This window comes from Ectothiorhodospira sp. PHS-1 (assembly GCF_000225005.1).
Taxonomy (GTDB): Bacteria; Pseudomonadota; Gammaproteobacteria; order Ectothiorhodospirales; family Ectothiorhodospiraceae; genus Ectothiorhodospira.
The window spans coordinates 26,411-48,979 of sequence record NZ_AGBG01000024.1 but is presented as its reverse complement, the minus strand read 5'-3'; the positions used below and the strand labels follow the sequence as shown (position 1 = coordinate 48,979).

Genomic DNA, 22,569 nt, shown 5'->3' with positions numbered 1-22,569 from the left:
AGCACCAGACCGATGCCGAATCCGGCGGAAAACAGCATCCCGACCCAGGTGTAGAAGCGAAACTCGGGACGCTCATCCTCCCGGCCCAGGCGGATGTTGCCGTAGCGACTCAGAGCCAGACCGACCAGAAAGATGACAAAGCAGAAAACGGAAATGAGGTAGAGCCAGCCGAAGTGCTCGGTGGTGAAGATGTACAGTCGTCCGGCCACGTGACCAAAACGCTCCGGTATCAGGGCACCGGTCAGTGCCAGGATGGCGATCAGGGTGGCGGAGAGGGTAAAAACAGGGTTCTTGAGCAGATCCAAAAAACGCGGGTTTTCCATGCTTGCTTGGGTTCCAGGCGGCATCCGGGGCTGGATAGTTCATAAAACTATGTATGATCATCATGAACTTGTCGAGTCCGGCCATGGCACCCGGGCCTGAAACCACAGCGCCCGTTCCGTGGTCGACAACACTGTTCACCCATCACGATGGAGCATCATCCCATGGCCTTTGATACCGAGCATGAACCCGGCATGACGGCCGCTCCCGCGCCCCGGACCGAGGGGTTTCGTCTCAACCACTGCATGTTGCGCATCAAGGCGCCGGAACGGTCCCTGGACTTCTACAGCCGGGTATTCGGCATGCGTCTGCTGCGCAAGCTGGACTTCCCCGAACTGGAATTCTCCCTCTATTTCCTGGCCCGCCTGGCCCCGGACGAAGTCGTTCCCGAAGACCGGGACGAACGCACCCGATGGACCTTCAGCCAGCGCGGCATCCTGGAACTGACCCACAACTGGGGTACCGAAGACCAGCCCGATTTCAGCTACCACGACGGCAATGAAGAACCCCGGGGATTCGGCCACATCTGTTTTGCCGTGCCGGACCTGGATGACGCCGTCCGCTGGCTGGACGAAAACCGGGTTCCCTTCGTCAAGCGGCCCGAGGAAGGGGCCCTCAAGGACGTGGCCTTCGTCACCGACCCGGACGGCTACTGGATCGAAATCCTGGAACCGGGCCGTCTGGGCAAGCTGGGCAACGACGCATGAGCGAGACCTGGCCCGCCCGGGGTCCCTTCCTGCGGGACCGACCGCTGATCGTGGAAGCCAGCGGTCGTCCTTCCGCCATGGACAAGCAGGCGACCGATACCCCGACCTGGCTGGACCGGGACGGGTTCAAGGGGGATCGGGTGGTCAATGTACAGCATCACGGCGGCCCCGACCGGACCGTGTGTCACTACCCGGCCCAGCACTATGCCCTGTGGATCCGGCACTACCCTTTTCTGGAGGGTGAACTGGCGCCGGGCGCCTTCGGCGAGAATCTCAGCACCGAAGGCCTGTCGGAAAGGGAGGTCTGCATCGGTGACTGCTTTCGCTGGGGCGAGGCAGTGATCCAGGTGAGCCAACCCCGCTCCCCCTGCAGCACCCTGGAGGCCCGGCATGAAGCACCGAGACTGAGCCGGCGCATGTCCCACAGCGGCGCCATCGGCTGGCTCTACCGCACCCTGGAGCCGGGATGGGTGGCGCCGAATGCACCACTGGAACGCATCGAGCCCCATCCCGCCCGGGTGAGTGTTGCCCGGGTCTGGGTGGTCCACATGGACACCGAGGCCGACAATGCCGGCCTCCAGGCCCTGGCCGAGCTGGCGCCGCTGGCGAAGGTGTACCGGGACCGGTTCCGCCAGCGACTGGATTATCGGCGCCGGCAGGCGGACCAGGGTCGCCTGTTCCCCTGATCCGCCCTCTCGCCGGCGGGGATGCGCATCACCGCCGTATCCCCGCCAGCGAGATCTCCCCCGCCTCCTCCAGGGTCAGGAACCGGCTCAGTCCCCCCGTGTCCATCCGGGCCTTCAGGGTGTAACGGAAGGTATCACGCTGGGTCTGGCCGAGCAGGTCATTGAACAACCGCAGCCCATTGATGAGATCGATCCCCGCCTGCACCTCGATGAGCTGCTCCCCGTAGGCGGGCACCGTCTTCAGGTCACTGGCCACGCCGGTAATCAGCCGCCGCCCCTCCAGCTCCACGTGGTAGCTCATGCCCCGCAGGGGCAGCGGCGTCGGATTGGGATTGACCACCCGCAGCCCGATGAGAAACCGGGGCGAGAGGGAATCGGAAGGCAGGGTCCGGAAGGAGTCCAGCAGCAGGGACGGCGTCTCGTAGCCGGGCCGCATGCCGGCACAGCCGGATACCAGCAAGGCGCCGGCGGAGAGAAGAAAAAGACGACGACGGGGGGAGAACAGGTGTTTGTTCATGAAGTGGGCCTGTGCATCTGCACTTTAAGACATGAGCGGGTAGAATAATCCACCCACTCCCATCGCCCAAATCCCGGAATTGCCATGGCCAACCCCTTTCAAGAACAGCTCCTCAAAGCGGGGCTGGTGGACGAGAAGCGTGTCAAGAAGGTGCGGCACGACGAGGCCCGCAAGCGCAAGGGCAAGGCCGGCCAACAGGCAGCCCCCCCCCGGACCCGGCACTGAAGGCGGCGGAAGAGGCCCGTCGCCTTGAAGCGGAAAGATCCCGGGAACTGAATCGTCGGCAAAAGGAAGCGGCCGAGCGCCGCGCCCTGGAAGCCCAGGTCCGTCAGCTGGTGGACACCCATCGGCAGTCCCGGGAAGGCGCGGAACTGCCCTACCACTTCCAGCACGGCACCACCGTCCGGCGCATCCTGGTGACCCGGGAACAGCGGGACCGACTGGGCAACGGCCGCCTGGGCATCGTCACCCTGGATGATGAACACTACGACATCGTACCCAGGGACGCGGCGGAAAAGATCCGCGAACGGGATGCCTCGCGGCTGGTGCTGCTCAACGAGCCGGCGCAAAAAACGCAGAAGGACGAGGATGACCCCTACGCCGGGTATGAGGTGCCGGACGACCTGATGTGGTAACGGCGCCGGGCACGCCTTACACGCACTGCCCCGCCGCGTGGCCCGATGACCAGGCCCACTGAAAGTTGTAGCCGCCCAGATGCCCCGTCACGTCCATCACCTCGCCGATGAAATACAACCCCGGCCGATCCCGGCAGGCCATGGTCTTCGACGACAGGGCCTCCGTGTCGACCCCGCCCACGGTCACCTCCGCGGTCCGGTAGCCCTCCGTGCCGGAGGGCCACACGGTCCAGCGCTTGCAGGCGGCCTCCACCGCCTCGATATCCCCGGTGGTGAGTTGCTCCAGCGTCTTGTCCTCCACCCAGCACTCGCACCAGCGCTGGGCCACCCGCCGGGTCAGATGCTGCCCCAGCCAGGTCTTGAGGGCCATTTTGGGTCGCTCCCGACGCAGACGTTGAAGATGGGCGGCCAGATCCAGCTCCGGCAACAGATTGATCTCCACCGGCAGACCCGGTTCCCAGTAGGAAGAAGCTTGCAGCACGGCGGGACCACTGAGTCCGCGGTGGGTGAACAGGAGATTTTCCTTGAAGCCGTGGCCCGCCACGGTCACCCGCGCCTCCAGGGCGATGCCGGAGAGATCGCGCACCCGTTCCAGGGTGCGTCCGGACAGGGTCAGGGGCACCAGGGCGGGCCGGGGCGGATGCACCGTCATGCCCAGAGCGCGCGCCAGCGCCATGCCGAAATCGGTGGCCCCAAGGGTGGGGATGGAACATCCGCCGGTGGCGATCACCAGGGACTCGCAGCTCACCGGCCCCTGGGGGCAGAACAATTGATGGGGTTCGCCGATCCGCAGGTCGCTGACCGGACTGCGGGTCTCGATACGCACACCGCCGGCCCGGCATTCATCCAGCAGCATGCGGAGAATATCCTTGGCGGAATGGTCGCAGAACAGCTGGCCGTGGCTGCGCTCGTGATAGGCGATGCCGTGACGCTCCACCAGATCAATGAAGTCGGCCGGGGTATAGCGGCTCAGGGCGGATTTGACGAAATGGGGGTTACGGCACAGATAGTTATCCGGTCCCACATAACGATTGGTGAAGTTGCAGCGCCCGCCGCCGGACATGAGGATCTTCTTGCCCACCTTGTTGGCATGGTCCAGCACCAGCACTCGGCGGCCGCGGGCGCCGGCGACGGCGGCGCACATGAGCCCGGAGGCACCGGCGCCGATAATGACCACATCGAAGTGGCGAGCCATAGGGGAATGATTCATGGGGGGCGATTCTAGATCAGACAGGCGGAAAAATGATAAGCCCCCCTCACCCAGGTGTCATTCCCGCGCAGGCGGGAATCCAGGAGCGAACCCGAAAACCCCTGGGCTCCCGCTTTCGTGGGAGTGACAAAGGGGCATTAGAGCGACCAAAGGAGAACAACGTGGAACTTATAATCTGGAATAAGTCCAATTATCATAAAGCCAAGCCACCCAAAAGGATTGCCCCATGTTCCGCGCCAGCCTGCTCACCCTACTCGTACTTCTGATCACCTGGACCGCCCCCGTCGGGGCACGGGAGGGCCGGGTGGTGGCCACCTTTTCCATACTGGGCGACCTGGTCAGGGAAGTCGCCGGTGAAGACATCACCGTTGACGTGCTGACCCCGGTGGGCGCCGAGGTCCACGACTGGGAACTCACGCCACGCAACTTCATGAGCCTGGAACGGGCGGATATCGTCTTCTACAACGGTTTGGATCTGGAACAGTGGATGCCTCAGGTGAAAGGCACCGTGCGCAACCGGACTCCCGTGATCGCTGTCGCCGAAGCCTCCGGATTCGAGACCCGGCCCATCATCACCGGTGAATTTGCGGGCGTGCCCGATCCCCACCTGTGGATGGACCCGCGGGCGGCAGCCGCCTACGGCCATGCCATCGCCGCCGCCCTGGCCGGAGAGTGGCCGGAGCGGGCCCGGGATTTCCAGCAACGGGCCAACCGGCTGGAACAACGCCTGCTGACCCTGCATGAAGAACTCAAGCAGACCCTGGCCGACATCCCCCCGGATCAGCGCCTGCTGATCACCAGCGAGGCCGCCTTCGTCTACTTTGCCGCCGCCTATGGTTTCGAGCATGACGGGGTCTGGGGGACCAATGCGGAAACCGAGGGCTCCCCCAGACAAATCATGCGCATCGTGGATCGGGTCCGCGAAAGCCGGCCCCGGACCCTGTTCTGGGAAAGCACGATTTCGGACCGGCATGTGCGTAGCGTGGCCGCCGACACCGGCGTGGCCGTGGCCGGACCGCTCTATGTGGACTCCCTGGGAGAACCCGGTAGCGGTGCCGAGGATTATGCCGCCATGATGCGCCATAATGCCGCCTTGCTGCGCCGGCATCTGGGCACACCATGAGGAAACCCGACGTGGTCCTGAGACTGACACCCAAACCCATGGCCGTCGAGGTGAAGCGCCTGAGCGCCGCCTATGACGGCCAGCCCGTGCTGGAGGATGTGGACATCGCCCTGCCCGCGGGCAAGTGGACCGCCATCATCGGCCCCAATGGTGCCGGCAAGTCCACCCTGTTCCGCATCCTGCTGGGGGTGATGAAACCGCTGCGCGGGGAGGTCACGGTGCACGGAGAGGACCCGGCCCGGCAGCGCCGCCTGGGGCATATCGCCTACATGGCCCAGCAGGAAGCGGTGGAATGGGACTTCCCCATTTCAGTACAGGACACGGTGCTGACGGGACGTTTCGGCCACATGCGCACAGATCCCTGGTGGCGCCGGCTGCTGCCGCCCCGCTGGGCCGAATCCCGTCACTGGGACGTGGTGCACCGGTGCCTTGAGGCGGTGAACATGCGGGATTTCGCCAGCCGCCCCATCGGCGCCCTCTCCGGGGGACAGAAAAAGCGCGTGCTGCTGGCCCGGGCCCTGGCTCAGGAAGCCCGGCTGCTGCTGCTGGATGAGCCCCTGGCCGGGGTGGATGCCGCCAGTGAACGGCTGATCCTGGACCTGCTGGCCCGGCAGCGGGCCGCCGGCCGCACGGTGGTGATGGTCACCCATGACATGGACAGTGCCAGACGCTATGCCGATCAGGTACTGCTGATCAATCGCACCATCGTGGGCATGGGTGCGCCCGACAACATGCTGGTGGACGAGATGCTGGCACGCACGGCGGTGGCCGGATGGCGCCCGGTGGCCCGGCGCGACCCACCCCTGGAGGCCTTTCCATGATGGAGATCCTGGAATCCCTGGGCATCGGGCTGATCGACGCCCTGCTGTGGGTACTGATGCTGGGGGTGAGCCTGCTACCCGATGCCCTGGCGGAACCCTTCAGTTACAGCTTCATGCAGCGGGCCCTGCTCACCGCCATCCTGGTGGGCGCCATCTGCGGCCTGCTGTCCTGCTTTGTGGTGCTCAAGCGCTGGTCGCTGCTGGGAGATGCCATCTCCCATGCGGTCCTGCCCGGCGTGGCCATTGCCTATCTGCTGGGCTGGCCCTTTTTCATCGGCGCCTTCATCGCCGGCGCCCTCACCTCGGTGGGCATCGGCGCCCTGGAGAGACACACCCGGCTCAAGGCGGATGCCGCCATGGGGCTCATGTTCACGGCGGCCTTTGCCCTGGGCGTGGTCATCATCGGCAAGATCGCCACCAACACCCACCTCATGCACATCCTGTTCGGCAACGTGTTGGGCGTCCAGTACCCGGCCCTGCTGCTGACTCTGTTCGCGGGACTGCTGGCATTGCTGGCGGTATGGGCCTTCTACCGGCCGCTGCTGCTGTACACCTTCGACCCCATGCAGGCCCAGGCCCTGGGCTTCAACACCGGGCTGATCCATTACGGGTTGATCCTGCTGCTGACCCTGACCATCGTCGCCAGCCTGGAAACGGTGGGAATCATCCTGGTGGTGGCCATGCTCATCACGCCGGGGGCCACCGCCCACCTGCTGACGGAACGGCTGACCACCATGATGATGCTGTCGGTGGCCGTCGGCGTGACCGCATCGGTGGTGGGACTTTACCTGTCCTTCCGGCTGGACGTGGCATCGGGGGGCGCCATCGTGCTGGTGGCGGCGGCACTGTTCCTGATCACCCTGCTGCTGGCACCCCGCCATGGACTGTTGGCGCGGTGGTGGCGTGCCCGACGTCTGCGGGCACCCTCCCCGACCGCCGGCTAGGCCTGCCGCAGCACCAGGGTGACCCGCTCCACGTCCTCCTGGGTGTCCACCCCCGCCGGCGGGGTTTCCAGGGCCACGTCCACATGGATCCTGGCGCCATGATAGAGGGCCCGCAACTGCTCCAGGCTCTCAAGCCGTTCCAGGGCACAGCTCTCCATGCAGGTGAAGCGCTTCAGATACCCCACCCGGTAGGCGTAGAGGCCGATGTGGCGCTTGCAGACCTGCAGGGCCGGTGACACTTCCATATCCAGGGCATCCCGTTCCCAGGGAATCGGGGCACGGCTGAAATAGAGGGCGAAATCCCGGGCATCCCGCACCACCTTGACCGTGTGAGGATCATACAGTTGGGCAGCCCGGGTGATGGGGGTGCACAAGGTGGCGATCATGGCTTCCGGACGGGCGGCCAGATTCTCCGCCACCTGGCGCACGATGCAGGGCGGAGTCAGGGGCTCGTCCCCCTGCAGGTTCACCACGATGGCATCGTCCGGCCAGTCCATTCGCGCCGCCACCTCCGCGATTCGGTCGCTGCCGGAGGCGTGATGCACCGAGGTCAGGCAGACCCGGGCGCCGAAGGCCCGGGCGGCCGCCTCGATCCTGGCATCGTCCGTGGCCAGGACCACGTCCTCGGCTCCGCTGGCCTGGGCCCGCTCCCAGACATGTTGCACCATGGGCTTGCCCGCCAGGTCCACCAGGGGCTTGCCGGGCAGGCGCGTGGAACCGTAACGGGCCGGGATGACCACCTTGAAGGACATTCAGTACCTCTCCGTGACTGCAACCATGGATGATCCCCGACGGATCACTTGTCCTTCCACTTCGATAGTTCCTCTTCCGTCAGCCGGCGGGCCTCGTCTTCCAGCATCACCGGAATGTCGTCACGGATGGGATAGGCCAGCCGGGCGCCGCGGGAGACGAGTTCGCTCCGTTCCTTGTCATGGATCAGGGGACCCTTGGTGACCGGGCAGACCAGAATATCGAGCAAGCGTTTGTCCATCGTTCCATTACCTCAAGCTGTGAAGGCGGTCCAGGGCCTGGACCGCGCGCAGTATTGCCGATGCCAGGGCCGGCTCGGGCACGGCGCTGACGGGTACGAACCAGTGTTCGGGGCCGGCCATGCCCCGGCATTTTACGGCATCCTTCTCGGTCATCAGTACCGGAAGACCGTCGTCAAAGCGTATCTCATCCACCGTGTAGGGATGATGATCCGGAAAAGCATGGGGAATCACTTCCAGACCGGCCGCCGTGAGCATGTCGAAGAAACGGGGTGGGTGCCCGATCCCCGCCAGGGCATGGACCCGCCGGCCGCACAGCGCCTCCAGGGCCATGACCTGTTCCGGCCGTTGCACCGACAGGGCCAGGGTGCCGGTGAGCTGCATGGCCCGCTCCCCGGGTCGGGGCGGACCGTTGACCACCACGAAGTCCACCTCGTCCAGTCGTCCCGGCGGCTCGCGCAACGGACCCGCCGGCAGGCACAGACCGTTGCCGAAGCGTCTTTGGCCATCCACCATGACGATCTCCAGATCCCGCCGCAGGGCATGGTGCTGCAGGCCGTCATCGGCGACGATGATGTCGCAGTCGTGGGCCGCCAGCAGCGCCCGCGCCGCCCGATTGCGATCCGGGTCCACGTAGACCGGACAACCACCGCGGATGGCGATCAGCACCGGCTCGTCCCCCACCTGAGCCGGATCGCTCTCCGGCGTCACCGGCTGGGGCCAGTGCCGGGCCTGCCCCCCGTACCCCCGGCTGACCACGCCGGGCCGGTAGCCGTGGTCCTTGAGCAGGCCACAGAGCCAGACCACCATGGGGGTCTTGCCGGTCCCCCCCACGGTCAGGTTGCCCACCACGATCACCGCCCGCACCGGCAGCCGGGGACGATAGCGGTTGCGGTGACGATGCCGGGCCCGGTTGAGCAGGACCACGGCGGTATACAGCAGCGACAGCGGATAGAGGGCCAGGGCGACCGGGTTACGGTCGTTCCAGTATTGATCCAGGGATTTCACCGGCCGCACGCCCCCTGTATCAAGCCTGGTCCATCCCGTCGTCATTGAACTGCAGGCGATGCAGGTGAGCATACATGCCGTCCCGGGCCAGCAGGTCCCGATGGGTACCGGTCTCCAGGATGCGTCCTTCCTGCATCACCACGATGCGATCGGCCTTTTCCACCGTGGACAGACGGTGGGCGATGACCAGGGTGGTACGATTTTGCAGCAGGTGATCCAACGCCTTCTGAATATGCCGTTCAGCCTCCGTGTCCAGGGCCGAGGTGGCCTCGTCCAGGATCAGGATGGGGGCATCCTTGAGCAGGGCCCGGGCGATGGCCAGGCGCTGACGCTGACCACCGGAGAGCAGGACCCCGTTATCCCCCACCAGGGTGTTGAGTCCTTCGGGCAGACGACGGATGAACTCCATGGCCTGGGCCGCCTCCGCCGCTTCCAGGATCCGGCGTTCATCGGAGGGGTCCACCTGGCTGCCGTAGGCGATGTTGTTGGCGATGGTGTCGTTGAACAGGGTCACGTGCTGCCCCACATAGGCGATCTGGCGACGCAGATCCGCCAGGCGGTACCGGCGAATGTCCACCCCGTCCAGCAGCACCTCGCCCCGCTGGGGTTCATAGAAGCGGGGCAGCAGATTGACCAGGGTGGTCTTGCCGCTGCCGGAACGGCCCACCAGGGCCACGGTTTCTCCCGGGGCCACGTCAAGGTCGATCTGCCGCAGCACATCCCCCTTGGCGGCATCGTAGCTGAAGCTCACGCCCCGCAGCCGGATCTCGCCCCTGGCCCGATCCAGGGACAGGGTGCCCTGGTCCCGCTCCAGGGGCTCATCCAGCAGACCGAAGATGTTCTGTCCGGCGGCGATGCCCTTCTGCAGCATGGCGTTGACGTTCACCAGGCGGCGAATGGGTGTCAGCAGGAGCAGCATGGCGGTGATGAAGGACACGAAGGTCCCCACCGACACATCCTGGAGCAGGGATTCGTGGGTGGCGATCCACACGATCAGGGCCAGGGCGATGGCGACGAAGAACTGGATGATGGGCAGATTGCTGGCCTGGGTGGCCACCATCTTCATGTGCAGGCGACGGTTGCGTTCGTTGATCTCGTCGAAGCGGGACTGTTCGTAGTCCTCACCGCCGAAAATCTTGACCACCCGGTTGCCGTCCATCACCTCGCCCGCCACGTGGGTCACATCCCCCATGGAGGCCTGGATGCGACGGCTGATCTTGCGGAACCGGCGGGTCACCCGGTCCACCGCAAAGGCCACCGCCGGGGCCACGATGAGTACCGCCAGGGTGAGCTTCCAGTTCAGGTACAGCATCCACCCGAGCAGACCCAGGACCGTGACCGTATCCCGGATCAGGATGGTGATGCTGTCGGTGGAGGCCGCCGCCACCTGCTCCACATTGTAGGTCAGACGGGAGATGAGCTGACCGCCGGCATTGCGGTCGAAATAGGACACGGGCATCTGCAACAGATGCCGGAACATGCGCCCGCGCAGTTCCTTCACCACCTGCCGCCCCACCCACTTCATGGTGTAGTTGGACAGGAATTCCGCCACGCCGCGGATGAAGAAGATGCCGATGATGGCCAGAGGAATCCAGCGGATGGCATCCGGGTCCCGGTCCACGAAACTGCCGTCCATCAGGGGCCGCATGAGGGCGGCAAAGCCGGTCTCGGTGGCGGCGGTGATGAGCATGGCCACCAGGGCCATCAGCAGGTAGGGCCAGTATTTCAGGGAATGGGACAGCAGCCGGCGATAGACCTCCACGCCGGGGATCTGATACTGGGTCTGTCCTGGAAGTGATGAAGGGCGTCTCATTCCGGCTCACCGCCCAAGGTGGCGATGGACAGGCGGGACACGCCGAGGCGCCCGGCCACGTCCATGGCGGTGACCACGGACTGGTGCGGGGTGCGGGCATCGGCCCGGATCACCAGGGGAATGTCCTCCCGACCGCCAAGGAACTCCGTCAGTGCCGCCCGCAGGGTCTCGGGGCGGGTATTGATCAGCTCGGCGCCGTCGAGGAAATAGCGTCCCTGGGCATTGATCACCAGATCCAGGGCACGGGGCGGACTCTCCTGCTCCAGGGAGTCGGCCCGGGGCAGTTCCAGCTGCAGCACGGAATGACGGTCAAAGGTGGTGGACACCATGAAGAAAATCAGCAGCAGGAACACCACGTCGATCAAGGGCGTGAGATTGACCCCGATCTCCTCGGTCTGTCGACGACGGAAATTCAAGACGGCTTCACCCCGGGGGCGGCCACCCGTTCACCCTTGAGCACTTCCACCAGCTTGATGGCCTCTTGCTCCATGTCCAGCACCAGCTCGTCCACCCGGCCGCGGAAATAGCGGTGAAAGATCATGGCGGGAATGGCCACGGAGATCCCCGCCGCCGTGGTGATCAGGGCCTGGGAGATACCGGCGGCCAGCTCGCCGGGGCTGCCCACGCCCACTGCCGTGATGACGGAAAACACCTGTATCATGCCGACGACGGTACCCAGCAGTCCCAGCAGGGGGGTGATGGCGGCAATGGTGCCCAGGGTATTGAGAAAGCGTTCCAGCTCATGGGCCACGCGACGGCCGGTTTCCTCGATGGTTTCCTTCATGACCTCCCGGGAACTGCGCCGATTCACCAGCCCGGTGGCCAGGATTCGCCCCAGGGGAGAACTTTCCCGCAAAACACGGATACGGGCATCATCCAGTTCACCGGCCTGAATCCATTGCCAGATCTGCACCACCAGCTGGGGTGGGACGACCCTACGGCGGCGCAAGGTCCAGAAGCGTTCGATCACGATGGCGAGCGTAATCACCGAACATGCGATGATGGGCAGCATCAGCCAGCCACCGGCCTTGACCAGTTCAAACACGTCTTGCGTCACTCCGGGTTGATTCGACTGGAGGGCATGATACTTGAAACAGGGGCTTGAAGGAAAAATGGAAAAACAGCAGAAGACCCTCACCATGAGCGTGCTGATGACCCCGGACATGGCCAACTTTTCCGGGCATGTCCATGGCGGCGCCACGCTCCGGCTATTGGACCAGGTAGCCTATGCCTGCGCCGCCCGTTACTCCAATAACTATGTGGTCACCCTGTCGGTGGACCAGGTCTTTTTCCGCGAACCGCTCAGAGTCGGCGAGCTGGTGACCTGCCTGGCCTCGGTCAATTACACCGGCAAGACCTCCATGGAAGTGGGCATCCGGGTGATCGCCGAAGACATCATCAAGCACCAGAGCCGCCATGCCATGACCTCCTACTTCACCATGGTTGCGGTAGACGAGGACGGGCGCCCGGTCCGGGTGCCTTCACTTGACATCGAAACACCGACCGAGCGACGCCGCTACGAGAATGCCGCCATGCGCCGGGAACTGCGCCAGGAGATCGAACGCCGGCACGAGCAGATTCGCCAGCAGTACCGGCCGACACCGGCATCATGAAGCGGCGCTGATCAGTTCCCAGCCCTCGTGGAGCAGCAGCAGGGCCAGCACCAGCAGCATCCCGCCCAGGGCGCGCATGGTGTGGATGTAGGGTCTGCCGGAGAGCAACCGTCTTGATCGGCCCACCAGCACGGCGATGCCGATCTTGGCCCCCACCAGCAGCAGATAAAAGCTGCCGATGAAGGCCGCCGCGGCAAACCAGGTCTGCTCCAGCGCCCTGACCGTCAGGGGGCCTCCCACGGTCAGCCAGAACAGGTAAGGATGGGGACTCAGGACATTGACCAGCACCGCCTTTTGCAGCGACCGCTCCCGGAGCGCCGCCTCCGCCCCCATGGGGCTGCCGGAAAACGTCAGTCCCTGCCAGGCCAGATAGCACAGGAACACCCCGCCGCCCAGGGAGATCAGGCCCAGCAGGGTATCCAGTCCGGAAAGCCGGCTGAGTACGAAGAGGGTCAGCAGAATGATGGGAAGATCCGTCAGTACCGGCGCCAGGGCCACCTTGATCCCGGCGCGGGCACCATGTTGCAGGGTTTCGGAGATCACCAGGGCCAGCAGAGGACCCGGCGCCATGCCGGCGGAAAATCCCAGGATCATCCCGGTGCTCAGGCTGGTGATCATCGATGTGACCTTTTTGTTCCTGTATTCGATCAATGGATTCCCGCTTGCGCGGGAATGACGTATTCAAAACAACCTCAGCGGTGCCAGTGGCGGCGGGCCGCGTGACGATGCCCCGACTGCACGATGACCCCCTCCCCCGGCACAAAGTCCACCCGCAGGGCGCCTTCATGGGCGGGGTCCAGCAGCGGAATGCCACGGACCCGAAGCCGTTCCAGGGTTTCTTCATGGGGATGCCCCAGGCGGTTTTCAAAACCGGTGCTCACCAGGGCCAGCCGGGGTGAAACCCGGTCCAGCAGGGCCTCCGACGAGGACGTGCGCGAACCATGGTGAGGCAACAGCAGCACGTCCGCGGACAGTCCCTCCCCTTCACCGCGCACCAGTACGGCCTCTCCCAGTCGCTCCACATCCCCGGGCAACAGCACCGACCCCCCGGGGCCGCTCACATGGAGCACACAGGAAGACTCGTTGTCATCCCCCCAGCCCGGCGGTGGATGCAGCATGCGGAACGTCACCCCGTCCCATTGCCAGGTCTCACCCCGCAGACACTCCCGGCTCAGGGCATGGGGCAACCGCTCCGGAGACCGGCTCAGCACCTCGCCCACCCGAAGACTGTCCAGGATGGCCGGGGCGCCGCCGATATGATCGTTGTCGCCGTGGCTGACCACCAACCGATCCACCCGCCCCCGTCCCTCGTGCCGCAGATAGGGCACCACCGCCGCCGATCCGGCATCAAAGCTTGGGCTGAAGCGCGGGCCCGTATCGTAGACCAGGGTATGGTCCTGGGTCTGCACCACCGTGGCCAGCCCCTGCCCCACGTCCAGCACGGTGAGCCGGAACTCCCCCGGCTGCAGTGATGGCCTGGCCGGCCAGAGCATGGGCAGCAGCAACAGCACTCCCAGCCAGCGGGCAGGCAGGGCTCGGGGCGCCAGGATCAGGGCCAGCCCCAGCAGGGCCGGCCACAGGGTCCAGAACGGGGGCGCCGCCCGCCACAGGGACCAGGGCCATGATCCCATGTGCTCCAGCAGCGGCCACAGGAGGCTGACGGCCAGATGGGCCGCCAGCCAGCACCACTGGGCGGCCCAGGGGATCAGCGGGGCCAGCAACACACCGCCCAGGGTGAGGGGAACGACCACCACGCTGACCCAGGGCACGGCCACCAGGTTGGCCAGCGGGGAAACCAGCGAGCCATGCTGGAACATCACCAGGGTCAGGGGCAGTAGCCCGACCCCCGCCACCCACTGGATACGCAGCACCGCCCTGATCCCGCCGGGTCTTTGCAATCGACCCGTCATGGCATACAGGATCACCCCCACGGCGGCAAAGGAGAGCCAGAATCCGGCATCCAGCACCGCACGCGGGTCCAGCCCCAGCACCACCAGCAGCGCCAGCGCCAGGGTCCGGCCCGGCCGGGCCACGCGCCCGAGCCAAAGGGCACCCAGGGCCACCACCAGCATGGCCAGGGCCCGCTGGGTGGGGACGGCAAATCCGGCCAGGGCCGCATAACCGGCGGCGCAGATCAAGGCCCCGATCACCGCCGCCCGCTGGGCGGGCAGCCGCAGTGCCAGCGCCGGCACCCGTCGCCAGCCCCAGAGCATCAAGCCGTATCCCATCCCCGCCATCAAGCCCACATGCAGGCCGGAGATGGCCATCAGGTGATTGGTGCCGGTATCGATCAGGGTGGTCCACTGCTCCGGCGCGATACCGGAACGGTCCCCGACCGCCAGTGCCCGCAGGATCCCGGCGTAGGGGCGCCCGTCCAGCCCCTGCCCCATCCGCTCGACCAGATCGGCCCGCAGGCGATGCAGCCGATGGATCGGGCGGTCATCCATGCCGAGCCGTAGTGCCGAGTCCGGCTCACGCACATAGGCGGTGGCACCGTAACCCTGGCGAAACAGCCAGCCCTCATAATCGAAACCACCGGGATTGCGAAACCCCGTGGGCCGGCGCAGGCGCAGGGTCAGCTGCCAGCGCTCCCCAGGTACCATGTCGGGAGACTGCCCGTACCAGGCCACCCGTACCCGTCGGGGCAGCCGCTCATCCGGGTCGTACATGCCGTCCGCCCGGCCTTCGACCCGAAAACCGAAGCGAACCCCGCGGTCCAGTGCTTCCGGCAGGGAGTCCACCACCCCGATCAGGGTCATGTCCTGTCCGGAGAGTCCCGCTGGCAGCCACGGACCGGCCACCAGATGGGTGTGCAACAAAGCCCATGAAAAGCCTAACAGGGCGATGGCCGGCCATCGCGCTAAAGGCATGAATCTGTAGAATAGGGGCACGGCCAGGCAGACAACGACCCACGCAAGCGTGGGCAGATGGGGAAGGCTGTGGAGGGCCACCACCCCGAGAAGAAACGCCAAGGCCTGGCTTTGCATCTTCCGCTCCCTGGAAAAGCATCCATAATGGGCGGCCCGCCCGAGGTATCCGCCGCGGGACCGTGGCCCCCCGAACCGTGCAAGAATCCATGGCAAAAAAGCTCATCAAGAGCCTGTTTCCAACCTACCACAAAGTACGGGAGCATGAATCCCTGCGCTTCTTCGGCGCGGTACTCAACGATCCCAACCTGTGGCACCTGAACCGACGGTCCGTGGCCGGGGCGTTCGGCGTCGGCCTGTTCGTAGCTTTTCTGCCCATCCCGGCCCAGATGCTCACCGCGGCTGCCCTGGCGATCATCGTGCGGGTGAATCTGCCTATTTCCGTGCTGCTGGTCTGGATCAGCAACCCCCTCACCATGGCCCCCATCTACTACGTCGCCTACACCATCGGGCGTTTCCTGATGGGCGAGCCGCGGCGGGGGTTCTCCTTTGAACTGAACCTGTCCTGGTTCACCGGGGAACTGGTGGTGATCTGGAAACCGCTGCTGCTGGGCAGTCTGGTGATGAGCGTGGTCGCCGGGCTGGCGGGGTACATCGCCATACGGTTGCTATGGCGACTGCACATCGTGCGCCGTCTGGACCTCAAGCGGCGGCGCCTTCCCCGGCTCGGACGCCGCGGAGGACCGGCGAAGGGGCCTTAGCCGCCCTTCTTCCAGCATCATGACCCGGTCCATGCGCTCCGCCAGTTGCATGTCGTGGGTCACCACCACAAAGGCGGTGCGCAACTGGCGATTCAGACGCAGCATCAGCTGGAAGATCTCCTCCGCCCGCCCTCGATCCAGATTGCCGGTGGGTTCATCCGCCAGCACCGCGTGGGGCTCGGTGATCAAGGCGCGAGCAATGGCGGCCCGCTGACGCTCCCCGCCGGAGAGTTCACCCGGCTTGTGGGCCACGCGGTTGGTCAACCCTACCCACTCCAGCAGGCTGCGGGCACGGTCCGCCGCCACCCCCGGATTCTCACCACGGATCAGCAGCGGCATGGCCACGTTTTCCAGCGCCGTGAATTCCGGCAACAGATGATGAAACTGATAAATGAACCCCAGATGCCGATTGCGCAGTTTGCCGCGTCTGGCGTCGGAAAGGCGGGCCACGTCCTGGCCACAGATGCTCACCGTGCCCTGGGTGGGCAGATCCAACCCTCCCAGGAGGTGCAGCAGAGTACTCTTGCCGCTGCCCGAAGCACCGACGATGGCCACTTTCTCCCCCGGCTGCACCTCCAGGTCGATGGCGCTCAGGACATCCACCTTGAGTCCGCCTTCATCGAAGGTCTTGCCAAGACCCCGGCACTGGATCACCGGGCCTCGGGTATCGATCTGCCAATCCACCATGAACGTTCTCCCGCTACTCGTATCGAAGGGCATCGGCCGGCTGGGTGCGGGAGGCCCGCCAGGCCGGATACAGGGTGGCGATCACCGTCAGACCAAAGGCCAGCAGGCCCACCCGCGTGACATCGTGCAGCTTCAGGTCGGACGGCAGGTCGGAGATGTAGTACACATCCGGCGACAGGAACTTCAGGCCCAGCAGGGATTCGATGGCGGGGACGATGGTTTCCACGTTCAGGGCCAGCGTGACTCCGCCGATCACCCCGAGCACCGCGCCGACCACGCCGATCAGCGTCCCCTGGACCATGAAGACCAGCATCACCGAGAACGGCGTCATCCCCAGGGTACGCAGGATGGCGATATCCGACTGCTTGTCGATCACCACCATCACCAGGGTGGAGACGATGTTGAAGGCCGCCACCGCCACGATCAGGGACAGGATGATGAACATGACGGTCTTTTCCGTCTGTACGGCGCGGAAGAAGTTGGCGTGCTGGCGGGTCCAGTCATTGACCCAGAAGCGCCCCTCCAGCTCCGACGCTACCTGCCGTGCGATCAGCGGTGCCCGCATCATGTCATCCAGCTTCAGGCGCAGGCCGGTGACGGCATCATCCATCCGGTAGATCTGTTGGGCATCGTCCAGATGGATGAAGGCACTGCTGCGGTCATATTCGAACATGCCCACCTCGAACACCCCCACCACGTCCAGACGACGCATGCGCGGCAGCACGCCCACGGGGGTCACCGCCGCCTGGGGAGTGATCAGCGTCACCTTGTCGCCCACGCCCACGCCCAGCGCCAGCGCCAACTCCCGTCCCAGCACTACGCCGAAGCGTCCCGGCTGCAATCCATCCATGCTGCCGAGGATGATGTGTTCACCCACCTGGGAGACACGGGCCTCCAGATCGGGCACCACGCCGCGGATCATCGCCCCGCTGACCTGCCGACCGCTGGAAAACATCCCTTCCGCCTCCACGAAAGGCGCCACGCCCACGACACGGTCGGCCCCTTCCACCTGGGCCATCACCTCGGGCCAGTGGCGCAGGCGGCCATCGAATTCGGCAATGGTGGCGTGGGACGCCATGCCCAGGATGCGTTCCCGCAGTTCCGTTTCAAACCCGTTCATCACCGAGAGCACCGTGATCAGCGCGGTGACGCCCAGCGCAATCCCCAACATGGAGATGAGGGAGATGAAGGAAATGAAGTGGTTGCGGCGCTTGGCACGGGTGTAGCGAAGGCCGACGAAGATCTCAAGGGGTCGAAACATGGGCGGATTAAATCACAGGCCAAGGTGAATTCATATGTGGGCCGACAGGTCCACCGGCAGAGGACGCATGAGTTCAATCCCGCAAGGCGAGACCCGGGCACCCAGTGCCAGCACCTCCACCCCGGCCGCATGGGCCCGGCGCAGCCAGATCCCGTATTCCGGATCGATGGCATCCGCCGGACGGACACCGTGGACATCCTCTCGCTGGACGCAGAAGATCAGGGCTGCCCGATGCCCCGCCTCCACCATGGCGATCAGCTCCCGCAGGTGCTTGCTGCCACGACTGGATACGGCATCGGGAAACAGGGCCACGCCCCCCTCCTGTACGGCCGCCGTCACGTTCTTCACTTCCACGTAGCAGTCCACGCCGTCCAGATCCAGCAACAGATCGATGCGGCTGTTGTGCAGACCGTACTTCACCTCCCGTCTCAGGCCGGTGAAGTGTGCCAACTCCGGCACCCTGCCGGCACGGATCGCCTCCTCCACCAGCGTATTGGCGCGACCGGTATGGATGCCCACAATGGCCCCGTCGGCCTCCACCAGTTCCCAGGTATGGGGGTATTTCCGCTTCGGATCCTCGGAACGGCTGAGCCAGACCCGGGACCCCGGCGTCATGCAGCCCAGCATGGAACCGGTATTGGGGCAATGGGCGGTGATCGTCTCGCCGTCGTCCATAAGCACATCGGCCAGAAAACGCTTGTAACGCCGCTGCAGGATGCCGGAAGCCAGGGGCTGGGAAAAGATCATCGGACGAAGGGTCTCCATGGTGGAACGGGCGGGAACGGGCAGTATTTCCTCACCCTGGGTGCGGTGCTATATTCAGACACATCAAGCCAGTCCGGAGACCATGATGCCAAGAATGCCCGCCTTCTGTGCAGTCCTTGCCGGGGCCCTGTTCATGGTATCCACCGCGACCGCCGACATCCTCGTCATGCCCGACGGCACCCCCCGGGTGGTACAGCAACCGGAACAGCCCGTTCGTGGCATGCACAAGAACACGGTACTCCATCGCCATGGCGAACCCGAAGTCCGTCATCCCACGGTGGGCCGGCCTCCCATCACCCGTTGGGACTACCACGACTTTTCCGTGGTTTTCGAAGGCCGTTACGTGATTCACACCGTGGTGCGCGGCAGCCGAGCCCCGCATCCCTGATCCCCGCATAACCCCCGAAGATACGTCCATGTCCCGCACCCTGCTCCCCGAGTGGGCGCCTCAGAGCGCCGTGATGCTCACCTGGCCCCATGAAGACACCGACTGGGCACCGATCATGGAGGAAGCCGAAACGGTCTTCTGCCGGATCGCCCATGAAGTCACCCTGCGCCAGGGCCTGGTGGTCACCTGTCAGGATGAGACCCACGAGGCCCATGTCTGTCGGCGTCTGACCGAGGCGGGCGTGGACATGACCCGGGTGATCACCGGGCTGGCGCCCGCCAACGATACCTGGGCGCGGGATCATGGCCCGATCACCGTGCTGGCCGACGGCGCCCCGTTGATGCTGGACTTCACCTTCAACGGCTGGGGCGGCAAGTACCCGGCGGAGGCGGACAACGCCGTCACCCGTCGACTGCACCAACAGGGAGCCTTCGGCAATCTGCCCCTGACCCCGGTGGACTTCGTGCTGGAAGGCGGTTCCATCGAGTCGGATGGTCTGGGCACCCTGCTCACCACCCGCCAGTGCCTGCTGACGCCCACCCGCAATCCCGATCTGGACGAAGCCGGCATCGAGGCCGTGCTGCGGCGGGAACTGGGCGTGGAGCGGATACTGTGGCTGAGCGAAGGTCATCTGGCGGGGGATGATACCGATAGCCATGTGGACACCCTGGCACGGCTGTGCAGCCCCGACACCATTGCCCATGTGGTCTGCGATGACCCCGAAGATCCCCACCATGCCCCCCTGGCGGCGATGACGACGGAGCTGGAGGCCTTCAGAACCCCGGAGGGCAAGCCCTATCGGCTGATCCCCCTGCCCCTGCCGGCCCCGATTCATGACGAGGAAGGGCGGCGACTGCCGGCGACCCATGCCAATTTCCTGATCATCAACGGGGCGGTGCTGGTGCCGACCTATGGGGATCCAACCGATGCGGTGTCCCTCACCCGCCTGGCGGAAGCCTTCCCGGAGCGGGAGATCGTGGGCATCGACTGCCGCCCCCTGATCCATCAGTTCGGCAGTCTGCATTGCGTGACCATGCAACTGCCGGCCGCCATCGACTGACCAAAAGATGGCTTATTGAGTCCCTGTGGGAGCCTGTCCGCCGGCGAACGGGGCTATGGCATCATCCCGCAGGGGGAATACTCCCGGGGGGCCGAGCCACGGATGAACGGCATCCAGCGCGCGGTCTCGCACTGCTCCAATGCCCGCAGACCGTAGGCCGGGTCCACCAGCAACCACTCGATCTCCTCCGGCGGGGTCTGCGACAGCCCCCGCCGGGCCACCCGGGCCATCACCTCGCCCCAGACCGGCAGGGCGCCGCTGGCACCGGTCAGCCCGGTGGGCTGGTTGTCATCCCGCCCCACCCAGACCACGGACAGGACATCCCCGCTGTAGCCGGCAAACCAGGCATCCCGCAGCTCATCCGTGGTGCCCGTCTTGCCCGCCACCGGCAGATCCGCCGACAGCCGCCGCTGCAGGGCGCGACCGGTACCGCTGCGGGTCACCTCATGCAACGCCGCCGTCACCAGATAGACCGCCTCGGGATCCGCCGCCAGGCGCAGGGACAGGGGGTAACGCTGCAACAGTTGACCCTCCCGATCCACCACTTCCCGGATCGCCCGCAGGGGGACCTGGTAGCCACCGGAGGCCAGCCCCTGATAGAGGGCCGTCACTTCCAGCGGCGTCATCTCCACCGCCCCCAGCACCAGCGAGGGGAACGGCGGCACCCGACGTTCCAGCCCCAGGGCGTTGAGCTGATCCACCACGTTGGCGATGCCCAGATTCAGACCCAGCCGGGTCGTGGAGATGTTGTAGGACTGGACCAGGGACTCCTGGACGGTGACCCAGCCATGGTACTGACGATTGGCGTTGCGCGGGGTCCAGGTATCGCCGTTCTCCAGACGCACGGTCAGGGCCTCGTCATCCAGCAGGGTGGCCAGGGTGAAACGTTCCGGCCGGGACAGGGCGGCCAGGTAGACCATCGGCTTGATCACCGAACCCACCGGCCGACGGGCCTGCAGGGCCCGATTGAAGGCGGCCTGACGCATCTGCCGATCCCCCACCAGGGCCAGAACCTCGCCATTGTCCGCGCTGGTGACCACCACCGCCCCCTGCAGACTCCCCGCCTCCAGACGCCGCTCCCGCTCCAGCCGATCCAGTTCCCGGGTCAGGGCCTGCTCGGCCGCCAGCTGGGCCATCGGATCCAGGGTGGTGAAAATCAGCAGCCCCTCTTCCCGCAGGTCTTCATCCCGATAATCCCGACGCAGCTGCTCCCGCACCAGCTGGATATAGGCCGGGAACGGGCTGACACCGGACGGGGCCTGGGCGCTGACATTCAGCGGCCGGGCCTGGGCCCCGGCCAGTTCATCCGCACTCAGATATCCCGCCTGTCCCATCAGTCCCAGGACCAGGTTACGACGGTTCATGGCCCGCTCCGAACGCCGCCTGGGTTCATAGAAATTCGGCCCGCGGATGATGCCCACCAGCAGGGCCATCTCCGCCACCTCCAGTTCATTGAGACGGCGCTGGAAATAGAACTGACTGGCCAGACCAAAGCCGTGAATGGCGCGCGCGCCGTCCTGCCCCAGATAAACCTCGTTCAGGTAGGCCTCCAGGATCTCGTTCTTGTCATAGCGCCGTTCCAGCAGCAGGGCCATGATGGCCTCGTCGAACTTGCGCGCCAGGGTACGGTCCTGCGTGAGGAAGTAGTTCTTCACCAGCTGCTGGGTCAGGGTGCTGCCCCCCTGCACGGTACGTCCCGCGCGCAGATTGGCCAGGGCGGCGCGGGCAATGCCCATGGGGTCGACCCCGAAGTGCCGGTAGAACTTGCGGTCCTCCACCACCAGCAGGGCCTGGATCAGCGCCGGCGGCACGTCTTCCAGGCGCACCAGCACCCGGTCCTCCCCGTGGGAGGGATAGATATTGGCGATCAGCGCCGGCTCCAGACGCAGCAGCGAGACGGGTCCGCCGGCGTCCAGATCCTCCAGGGCCGAGACCTGACCGCCACCGAAGCTCACCCGGACCCGCCGCGGCGGCTCATGACCATCGGCGAACGGGAACCCCCGGGTACGGATCACCAGGCTGTTCCCCTGACGTCGATACTCGCCTTCCCGATCCCCTTCCCGGTAGTGGAGCAGGCTCAGTTCCCGAACCAGGGCATCGGCATCCAGCGGCAACCCCACGTACAGCTCCAGGGGGCGGGCAAACACCCGTGCCGGTAGCGCCCAGCGCTTACCCTCGAACTGGGCCTGGATCTGTCGATCCAGTTGCACTGCGTGATGCCCCAGCAACACACCCCCCACCACCAGGATCACCAGCAGCAGGGGCCAGAGCCGGAACCGACGGGGTGGACGGGACTTGCCGCCCTTGCGGGATGCGGTACGGGTACGCGCCTTGCCGCGGCCGGGGCGGCTGGAGGTGGAAGGCTTGCGGGTCTTGGTCATGACTCTGATCGA

26 protein-coding genes are annotated in these 22,569 nt (G+C 65.6%); 11 read left to right on the top strand and 15 right to left on the bottom strand.

What is annotated here, in order from left to right; genetic code table 11:
* On the bottom strand, window positions 1-323 hold a 323-nt coding region (locus ECTPHS_RS10525; protein ID WP_008932732.1), incomplete at its 3' end, for a BCCT family transporter.
* Between the two features lie 162 nt (window positions 324-485).
* On the opposite strand from ECTPHS_RS10525, the gene gloA reads away from it, so the two are divergent.
* Together gloA and ECTPHS_RS10515 are read left to right on the top strand one after the other, a co-directional pair.
* Window positions 486-1,028: a lactoylglutathione lyase gene (gloA, locus tag ECTPHS_RS10520; protein WP_008932731.1), complete on the top strand. Its 543-nt coding sequence runs from the start codon at window positions 486-488 to the stop codon at window positions 1,026-1,028.
* Complete coding sequence (locus ECTPHS_RS10515) at window positions 1,025-1,714, top strand: MOSC domain-containing protein (RefSeq protein ID WP_008932730.1); 690 nt, start codon at window positions 1,025-1,027, stop codon at window positions 1,712-1,714. The genes gloA and ECTPHS_RS10515 overlap by 4 nt, the downstream gene beginning before the upstream one ends.
* Window positions 1,715-1,742: 28 nt before the next feature.
* On the opposite strand, the gene ECTPHS_RS10510 is transcribed toward ECTPHS_RS10515, so the two are convergent.
* Window positions 1,743-2,231, bottom strand: a complete 489-nt coding sequence (locus tag ECTPHS_RS10510) for an LEA type 2 family protein (RefSeq protein ID WP_008932729.1) — start codon at window positions 2,229-2,231, stop codon at window positions 1,743-1,745.
* Between the two features lie 84 nt (window positions 2,232-2,315).
* On the opposite strand from ECTPHS_RS10510, the gene ECTPHS_RS15330 reads away from it, so the two are divergent.
* Together ECTPHS_RS15330 and ECTPHS_RS10505 are read left to right on the top strand one after the other, a co-directional pair.
* Window positions 2,316-2,456 (top strand): DUF2058 family protein, encoded by a 141-nt coding sequence (locus ECTPHS_RS15330; RefSeq protein ID WP_008932728.1) that lies wholly within the window; start codon window positions 2,316-2,318, stop codon window positions 2,454-2,456.
* Window positions 2,453-2,866, top strand: coding sequence for a DUF2058 domain-containing protein (locus ECTPHS_RS10505; RefSeq protein WP_040405793.1), 414 nt, complete (start codon window positions 2,453-2,455; stop codon window positions 2,864-2,866). Before ECTPHS_RS15330 ends, ECTPHS_RS10505 begins: the two co-directional genes overlap by 4 nt.
* Window positions 2,867-2,882: 16 nt before the next feature.
* Here ECTPHS_RS10505 and ECTPHS_RS10500 read toward each other — a convergent pair whose 3' ends face one another.
* Window positions 2,883-4,076 carry an NAD(P)/FAD-dependent oxidoreductase gene (locus tag ECTPHS_RS10500; protein ID WP_246828355.1) on the bottom strand — a complete coding sequence of 398 codons (1,194 nt, stop codon included), beginning with the start codon at window positions 4,074-4,076 and terminating at the stop codon, window positions 2,883-2,885.
* A 226-nt stretch (window positions 4,077-4,302) separates the two neighbouring features.
* On the opposite strand from ECTPHS_RS10500, the gene ECTPHS_RS10495 reads away from it, so the two are divergent.
* From ECTPHS_RS10495 to ECTPHS_RS10485, 3 genes are read left to right on the top strand one after another with little or no spacing between them, the layout of a single operon-like run.
* A complete protein-coding gene (locus tag ECTPHS_RS10495) occupies window positions 4,303-5,199 on the top strand; it encodes a metal ABC transporter solute-binding protein, Zn/Mn family (protein ID WP_008932725.1) in 897 nt (298 codons plus the stop codon).
* An 11-nt stretch (window positions 5,200-5,210) separates the two neighbouring features.
* Window positions 5,211-6,020: a metal ABC transporter ATP-binding protein gene (locus tag ECTPHS_RS10490; RefSeq protein WP_008932724.1), complete on the top strand. Its 810-nt coding sequence runs from the start codon at window positions 5,211-5,213 to the stop codon at window positions 6,018-6,020.
* Window positions 6,017-6,964: a metal ABC transporter permease gene (locus ECTPHS_RS10485; RefSeq protein WP_008932723.1), complete on the top strand. Its 948-nt coding sequence runs from the start codon at window positions 6,017-6,019 to the stop codon at window positions 6,962-6,964. The genes ECTPHS_RS10490 and ECTPHS_RS10485 overlap by 4 nt, the downstream gene beginning before the upstream one ends.
* On the opposite strand, the gene kdsB is transcribed toward ECTPHS_RS10485, so the two are convergent.
* The 6 genes from kdsB to ECTPHS_RS10455 are packed head-to-tail and all read right to left on the bottom strand — an operon-like array spanning window position 6,961 to window position 11,819.
* Window positions 6,961-7,716 carry a 3-deoxy-manno-octulosonate cytidylyltransferase gene (gene kdsB / locus ECTPHS_RS10480; protein WP_008932722.1) on the bottom strand — a complete coding sequence of 252 codons (756 nt, stop codon included), beginning with the start codon at window positions 7,714-7,716 and terminating at the stop codon, window positions 6,961-6,963. The two genes, ECTPHS_RS10485 and kdsB, sit on opposite strands and share 4 nt — an antisense overlap.
* A gap of 44 nt (window positions 7,717-7,760) precedes the next feature.
* Window positions 7,761-7,955 carry a Trm112 family protein gene (locus tag ECTPHS_RS10475; protein WP_008932721.1) on the bottom strand — a complete coding sequence of 65 codons (195 nt, stop codon included), beginning with the start codon at window positions 7,953-7,955 and terminating at the stop codon, window positions 7,761-7,763.
* Window positions 7,956-7,962: 7 nt separating this feature from the next.
* A complete protein-coding gene (gene lpxK, locus ECTPHS_RS10470; RefSeq protein ID WP_040405801.1) occupies window positions 7,963-8,961 on the bottom strand; it encodes a tetraacyldisaccharide 4'-kinase in 999 nt (332 codons plus the stop codon).
* A gap of 19 nt (window positions 8,962-8,980) precedes the next feature.
* Window positions 8,981-10,774 (bottom strand): lipid A export permease/ATP-binding protein MsbA, encoded by a 1,794-nt coding sequence (gene msbA / locus ECTPHS_RS10465; protein WP_050814250.1) that lies wholly within the window; start codon window positions 10,772-10,774, stop codon window positions 8,981-8,983.
* The gene (locus tag ECTPHS_RS10460; RefSeq protein ID WP_008932718.1) at window positions 10,771-11,190 is read right to left on the bottom strand and encodes a biopolymer transporter ExbD; all 420 of its coding nucleotides are present in this window, start codon (window positions 11,188-11,190) and stop codon (window positions 10,771-10,773) included. Before ECTPHS_RS10460 ends, msbA begins: the two co-directional genes overlap by 4 nt.
* Window positions 11,187-11,819 carry a MotA/TolQ/ExbB proton channel family protein gene (locus ECTPHS_RS10455; protein WP_008932717.1) on the bottom strand — a complete coding sequence of 211 codons (633 nt, stop codon included), beginning with the start codon at window positions 11,817-11,819 and terminating at the stop codon, window positions 11,187-11,189. The genes ECTPHS_RS10460 and ECTPHS_RS10455 overlap by 4 nt, the downstream gene beginning before the upstream one ends.
* Before the next feature lie 67 nt (window positions 11,820-11,886).
* Here ECTPHS_RS10455 and ECTPHS_RS10450 point away from each other — a divergent pair, with 67 nt between their 5' ends.
* Entirely contained in the window at window positions 11,887-12,387 is a 501-nt protein-coding gene (locus ECTPHS_RS10450) for an acyl-CoA thioesterase (RefSeq protein WP_008932716.1), read from the top strand.
* Here the strand turns inward: ECTPHS_RS10450 and ECTPHS_RS10445 are convergent.
* Complete coding sequence (locus ECTPHS_RS10445) at window positions 12,382-13,005, bottom strand: LysE family translocator (RefSeq protein WP_008932715.1); 624 nt, start codon at window positions 13,003-13,005, stop codon at window positions 12,382-12,384. The genes ECTPHS_RS10450 and ECTPHS_RS10445 overlap by 6 nt on opposite strands.
* Window positions 13,006-13,079: 74 nt before the next feature.
* Entirely contained in the window at window positions 13,080-15,374 is a 2,295-nt protein-coding gene (locus ECTPHS_RS10440; RefSeq protein ID WP_040405792.1) for a DNA internalization-related competence protein ComEC/Rec2, read from the bottom strand.
* A gap of 89 nt (window positions 15,375-15,463) precedes the next feature.
* Between ECTPHS_RS10440 and ECTPHS_RS10435 the strand changes: the two genes are divergently transcribed.
* A complete protein-coding gene (locus ECTPHS_RS10435) occupies window positions 15,464-16,015 on the top strand; it encodes a DUF2062 domain-containing protein (protein ID WP_040405791.1) in 552 nt (183 codons plus the stop codon).
* Here the strand turns inward: ECTPHS_RS10435 and lolD are convergent.
* The 3 genes from lolD to sfsA are packed head-to-tail and all read right to left on the bottom strand — an operon-like array spanning window position 15,923 to window position 18,710.
* Window positions 15,923-16,702 carry a lipoprotein-releasing ABC transporter ATP-binding protein LolD gene (lolD, locus tag ECTPHS_RS10430; RefSeq protein ID WP_008932712.1) on the bottom strand — a complete coding sequence of 260 codons (780 nt, stop codon included), beginning with the start codon at window positions 16,700-16,702 and terminating at the stop codon, window positions 15,923-15,925. The two genes, ECTPHS_RS10435 and lolD, sit on opposite strands and share 93 nt — an antisense overlap.
* Before the next feature lie 13 nt (window positions 16,703-16,715).
* Window positions 16,716-17,963: a lipoprotein-releasing ABC transporter permease subunit gene (locus ECTPHS_RS10425; protein ID WP_008932711.1), complete on the bottom strand. Its 1,248-nt coding sequence runs from the start codon at window positions 17,961-17,963 to the stop codon at window positions 16,716-16,718.
* A 30-nt stretch (window positions 17,964-17,993) separates the two neighbouring features.
* A complete protein-coding gene (gene sfsA, locus ECTPHS_RS10420; protein WP_008932710.1) occupies window positions 17,994-18,710 on the bottom strand; it encodes a DNA/RNA nuclease SfsA in 717 nt (238 codons plus the stop codon).
* 112 nt (window positions 18,711-18,822) lie between these two features.
* On the opposite strand from sfsA, the gene ECTPHS_RS10415 reads away from it, so the two are divergent.
* Together ECTPHS_RS10415 and ECTPHS_RS10410 are read left to right on the top strand one after the other, a co-directional pair.
* On the top strand, window positions 18,823-19,116 hold the full coding sequence (locus ECTPHS_RS10415; RefSeq protein WP_008932709.1) for a hypothetical protein: 294 nt from the start codon (window positions 18,823-18,825) through the stop codon (window positions 19,114-19,116).
* 28 nt (window positions 19,117-19,144) lie between these two features.
* Window positions 19,145-20,176: an agmatine/peptidylarginine deiminase gene (locus ECTPHS_RS10410; RefSeq protein WP_008932708.1), complete on the top strand. Its 1,032-nt coding sequence runs from the start codon at window positions 19,145-19,147 to the stop codon at window positions 20,174-20,176.
* Between the two features lie 53 nt (window positions 20,177-20,229).
* On the opposite strand, the gene mrcB is transcribed toward ECTPHS_RS10410, so the two are convergent.
* On the bottom strand, window positions 20,230-22,557 hold the full coding sequence (gene mrcB, locus ECTPHS_RS10405) for a penicillin-binding protein 1B (RefSeq protein WP_008932707.1): 2,328 nt from the start codon (window positions 22,555-22,557) through the stop codon (window positions 20,230-20,232).
* Window positions 22,558-22,569: the final 12 nt, after the last annotated feature.

Coding starts and splice junctions, on each gene's coding strand:
- lolD (WP_008932712.1), bottom strand. CDS start 16,702: ATGGTGGATTGGCAGATCGATACCCGAGGCCCGGTGATCCAGTGCCGG.
- mrcB (WP_008932707.1), bottom strand. CDS start 22,557: ATGACCAAGACCCGCAAGCCTTCCACCTCCAGCCGCCCCGGCCGCGGC.
- ECTPHS_RS10415 (WP_008932709.1), top strand. CDS start 18,823: ATGCCCGCCTTCTGTGCAGTCCTTGCCGGGGCCCTGTTCATGGTATCC.
- ECTPHS_RS10440 (WP_040405792.1), bottom strand. CDS start 15,374: ATGCAAAGCCAGGCCTTGGCGTTTCTTCTCGGGGTGGTGGCCCTCCAC.
- msbA (WP_050814250.1), bottom strand. CDS start 10,774: ATGAGACGCCCTTCATCACTTCCAGGACAGACCCAGTATCAGATCCCC.
- gloA (WP_008932731.1), top strand. CDS start 486: ATGGCCTTTGATACCGAGCATGAACCCGGCATGACGGCCGCTCCCGCG.
- ECTPHS_RS10500 (WP_246828355.1), bottom strand. CDS start 4,076: ATGAATCATTCCCCTATGGCTCGCCACTTCGATGTGGTCATTATCGGC.
- ECTPHS_RS10445 (WP_008932715.1), bottom strand. CDS start 13,005: ATGATCACCAGCCTGAGCACCGGGATGATCCTGGGATTTTCCGCCGGC.
- ECTPHS_RS15330 (WP_008932728.1), top strand. CDS start 2,316: ATGGCCAACCCCTTTCAAGAACAGCTCCTCAAAGCGGGGCTGGTGGAC.
- ECTPHS_RS10410 (WP_008932708.1), top strand. CDS start 19,145: ATGTCCCGCACCCTGCTCCCCGAGTGGGCGCCTCAGAGCGCCGTGATG.
- ECTPHS_RS10425 (WP_008932711.1), bottom strand. CDS start 17,963: ATGTTTCGACCCCTTGAGATCTTCGTCGGCCTTCGCTACACCCGTGCC.
- ECTPHS_RS10510 (WP_008932729.1), bottom strand. CDS start 2,231: ATGAACAAACACCTGTTCTCCCCCCGTCGTCGTCTTTTTCTTCTCTCC.
- ECTPHS_RS10450 (WP_008932716.1), top strand. CDS start 11,887: ATGGAAAAACAGCAGAAGACCCTCACCATGAGCGTGCTGATGACCCCG.
- ECTPHS_RS10475 (WP_008932721.1), bottom strand. CDS start 7,955: ATGGACAAACGCTTGCTCGATATTCTGGTCTGCCCGGTCACCAAGGGT.
- ECTPHS_RS10495 (WP_008932725.1), top strand. CDS start 4,303: ATGTTCCGCGCCAGCCTGCTCACCCTACTCGTACTTCTGATCACCTGG.
- ECTPHS_RS10515 (WP_008932730.1), top strand. CDS start 1,025: ATGAGCGAGACCTGGCCCGCCCGGGGTCCCTTCCTGCGGGACCGACCG.
- ECTPHS_RS10485 (WP_008932723.1), top strand. CDS start 6,017: ATGATGGAGATCCTGGAATCCCTGGGCATCGGGCTGATCGACGCCCTG.
- sfsA (WP_008932710.1), bottom strand. CDS start 18,710: ATGATCTTTTCCCAGCCCCTGGCTTCCGGCATCCTGCAGCGGCGTTAC.
- kdsB (WP_008932722.1), bottom strand. CDS start 7,716: ATGTCCTTCAAGGTGGTCATCCCGGCCCGTTACGGTTCCACGCGCCTG.
- ECTPHS_RS10435 (WP_040405791.1), top strand. CDS start 15,464: ATGGCAAAAAAGCTCATCAAGAGCCTGTTTCCAACCTACCACAAAGTA.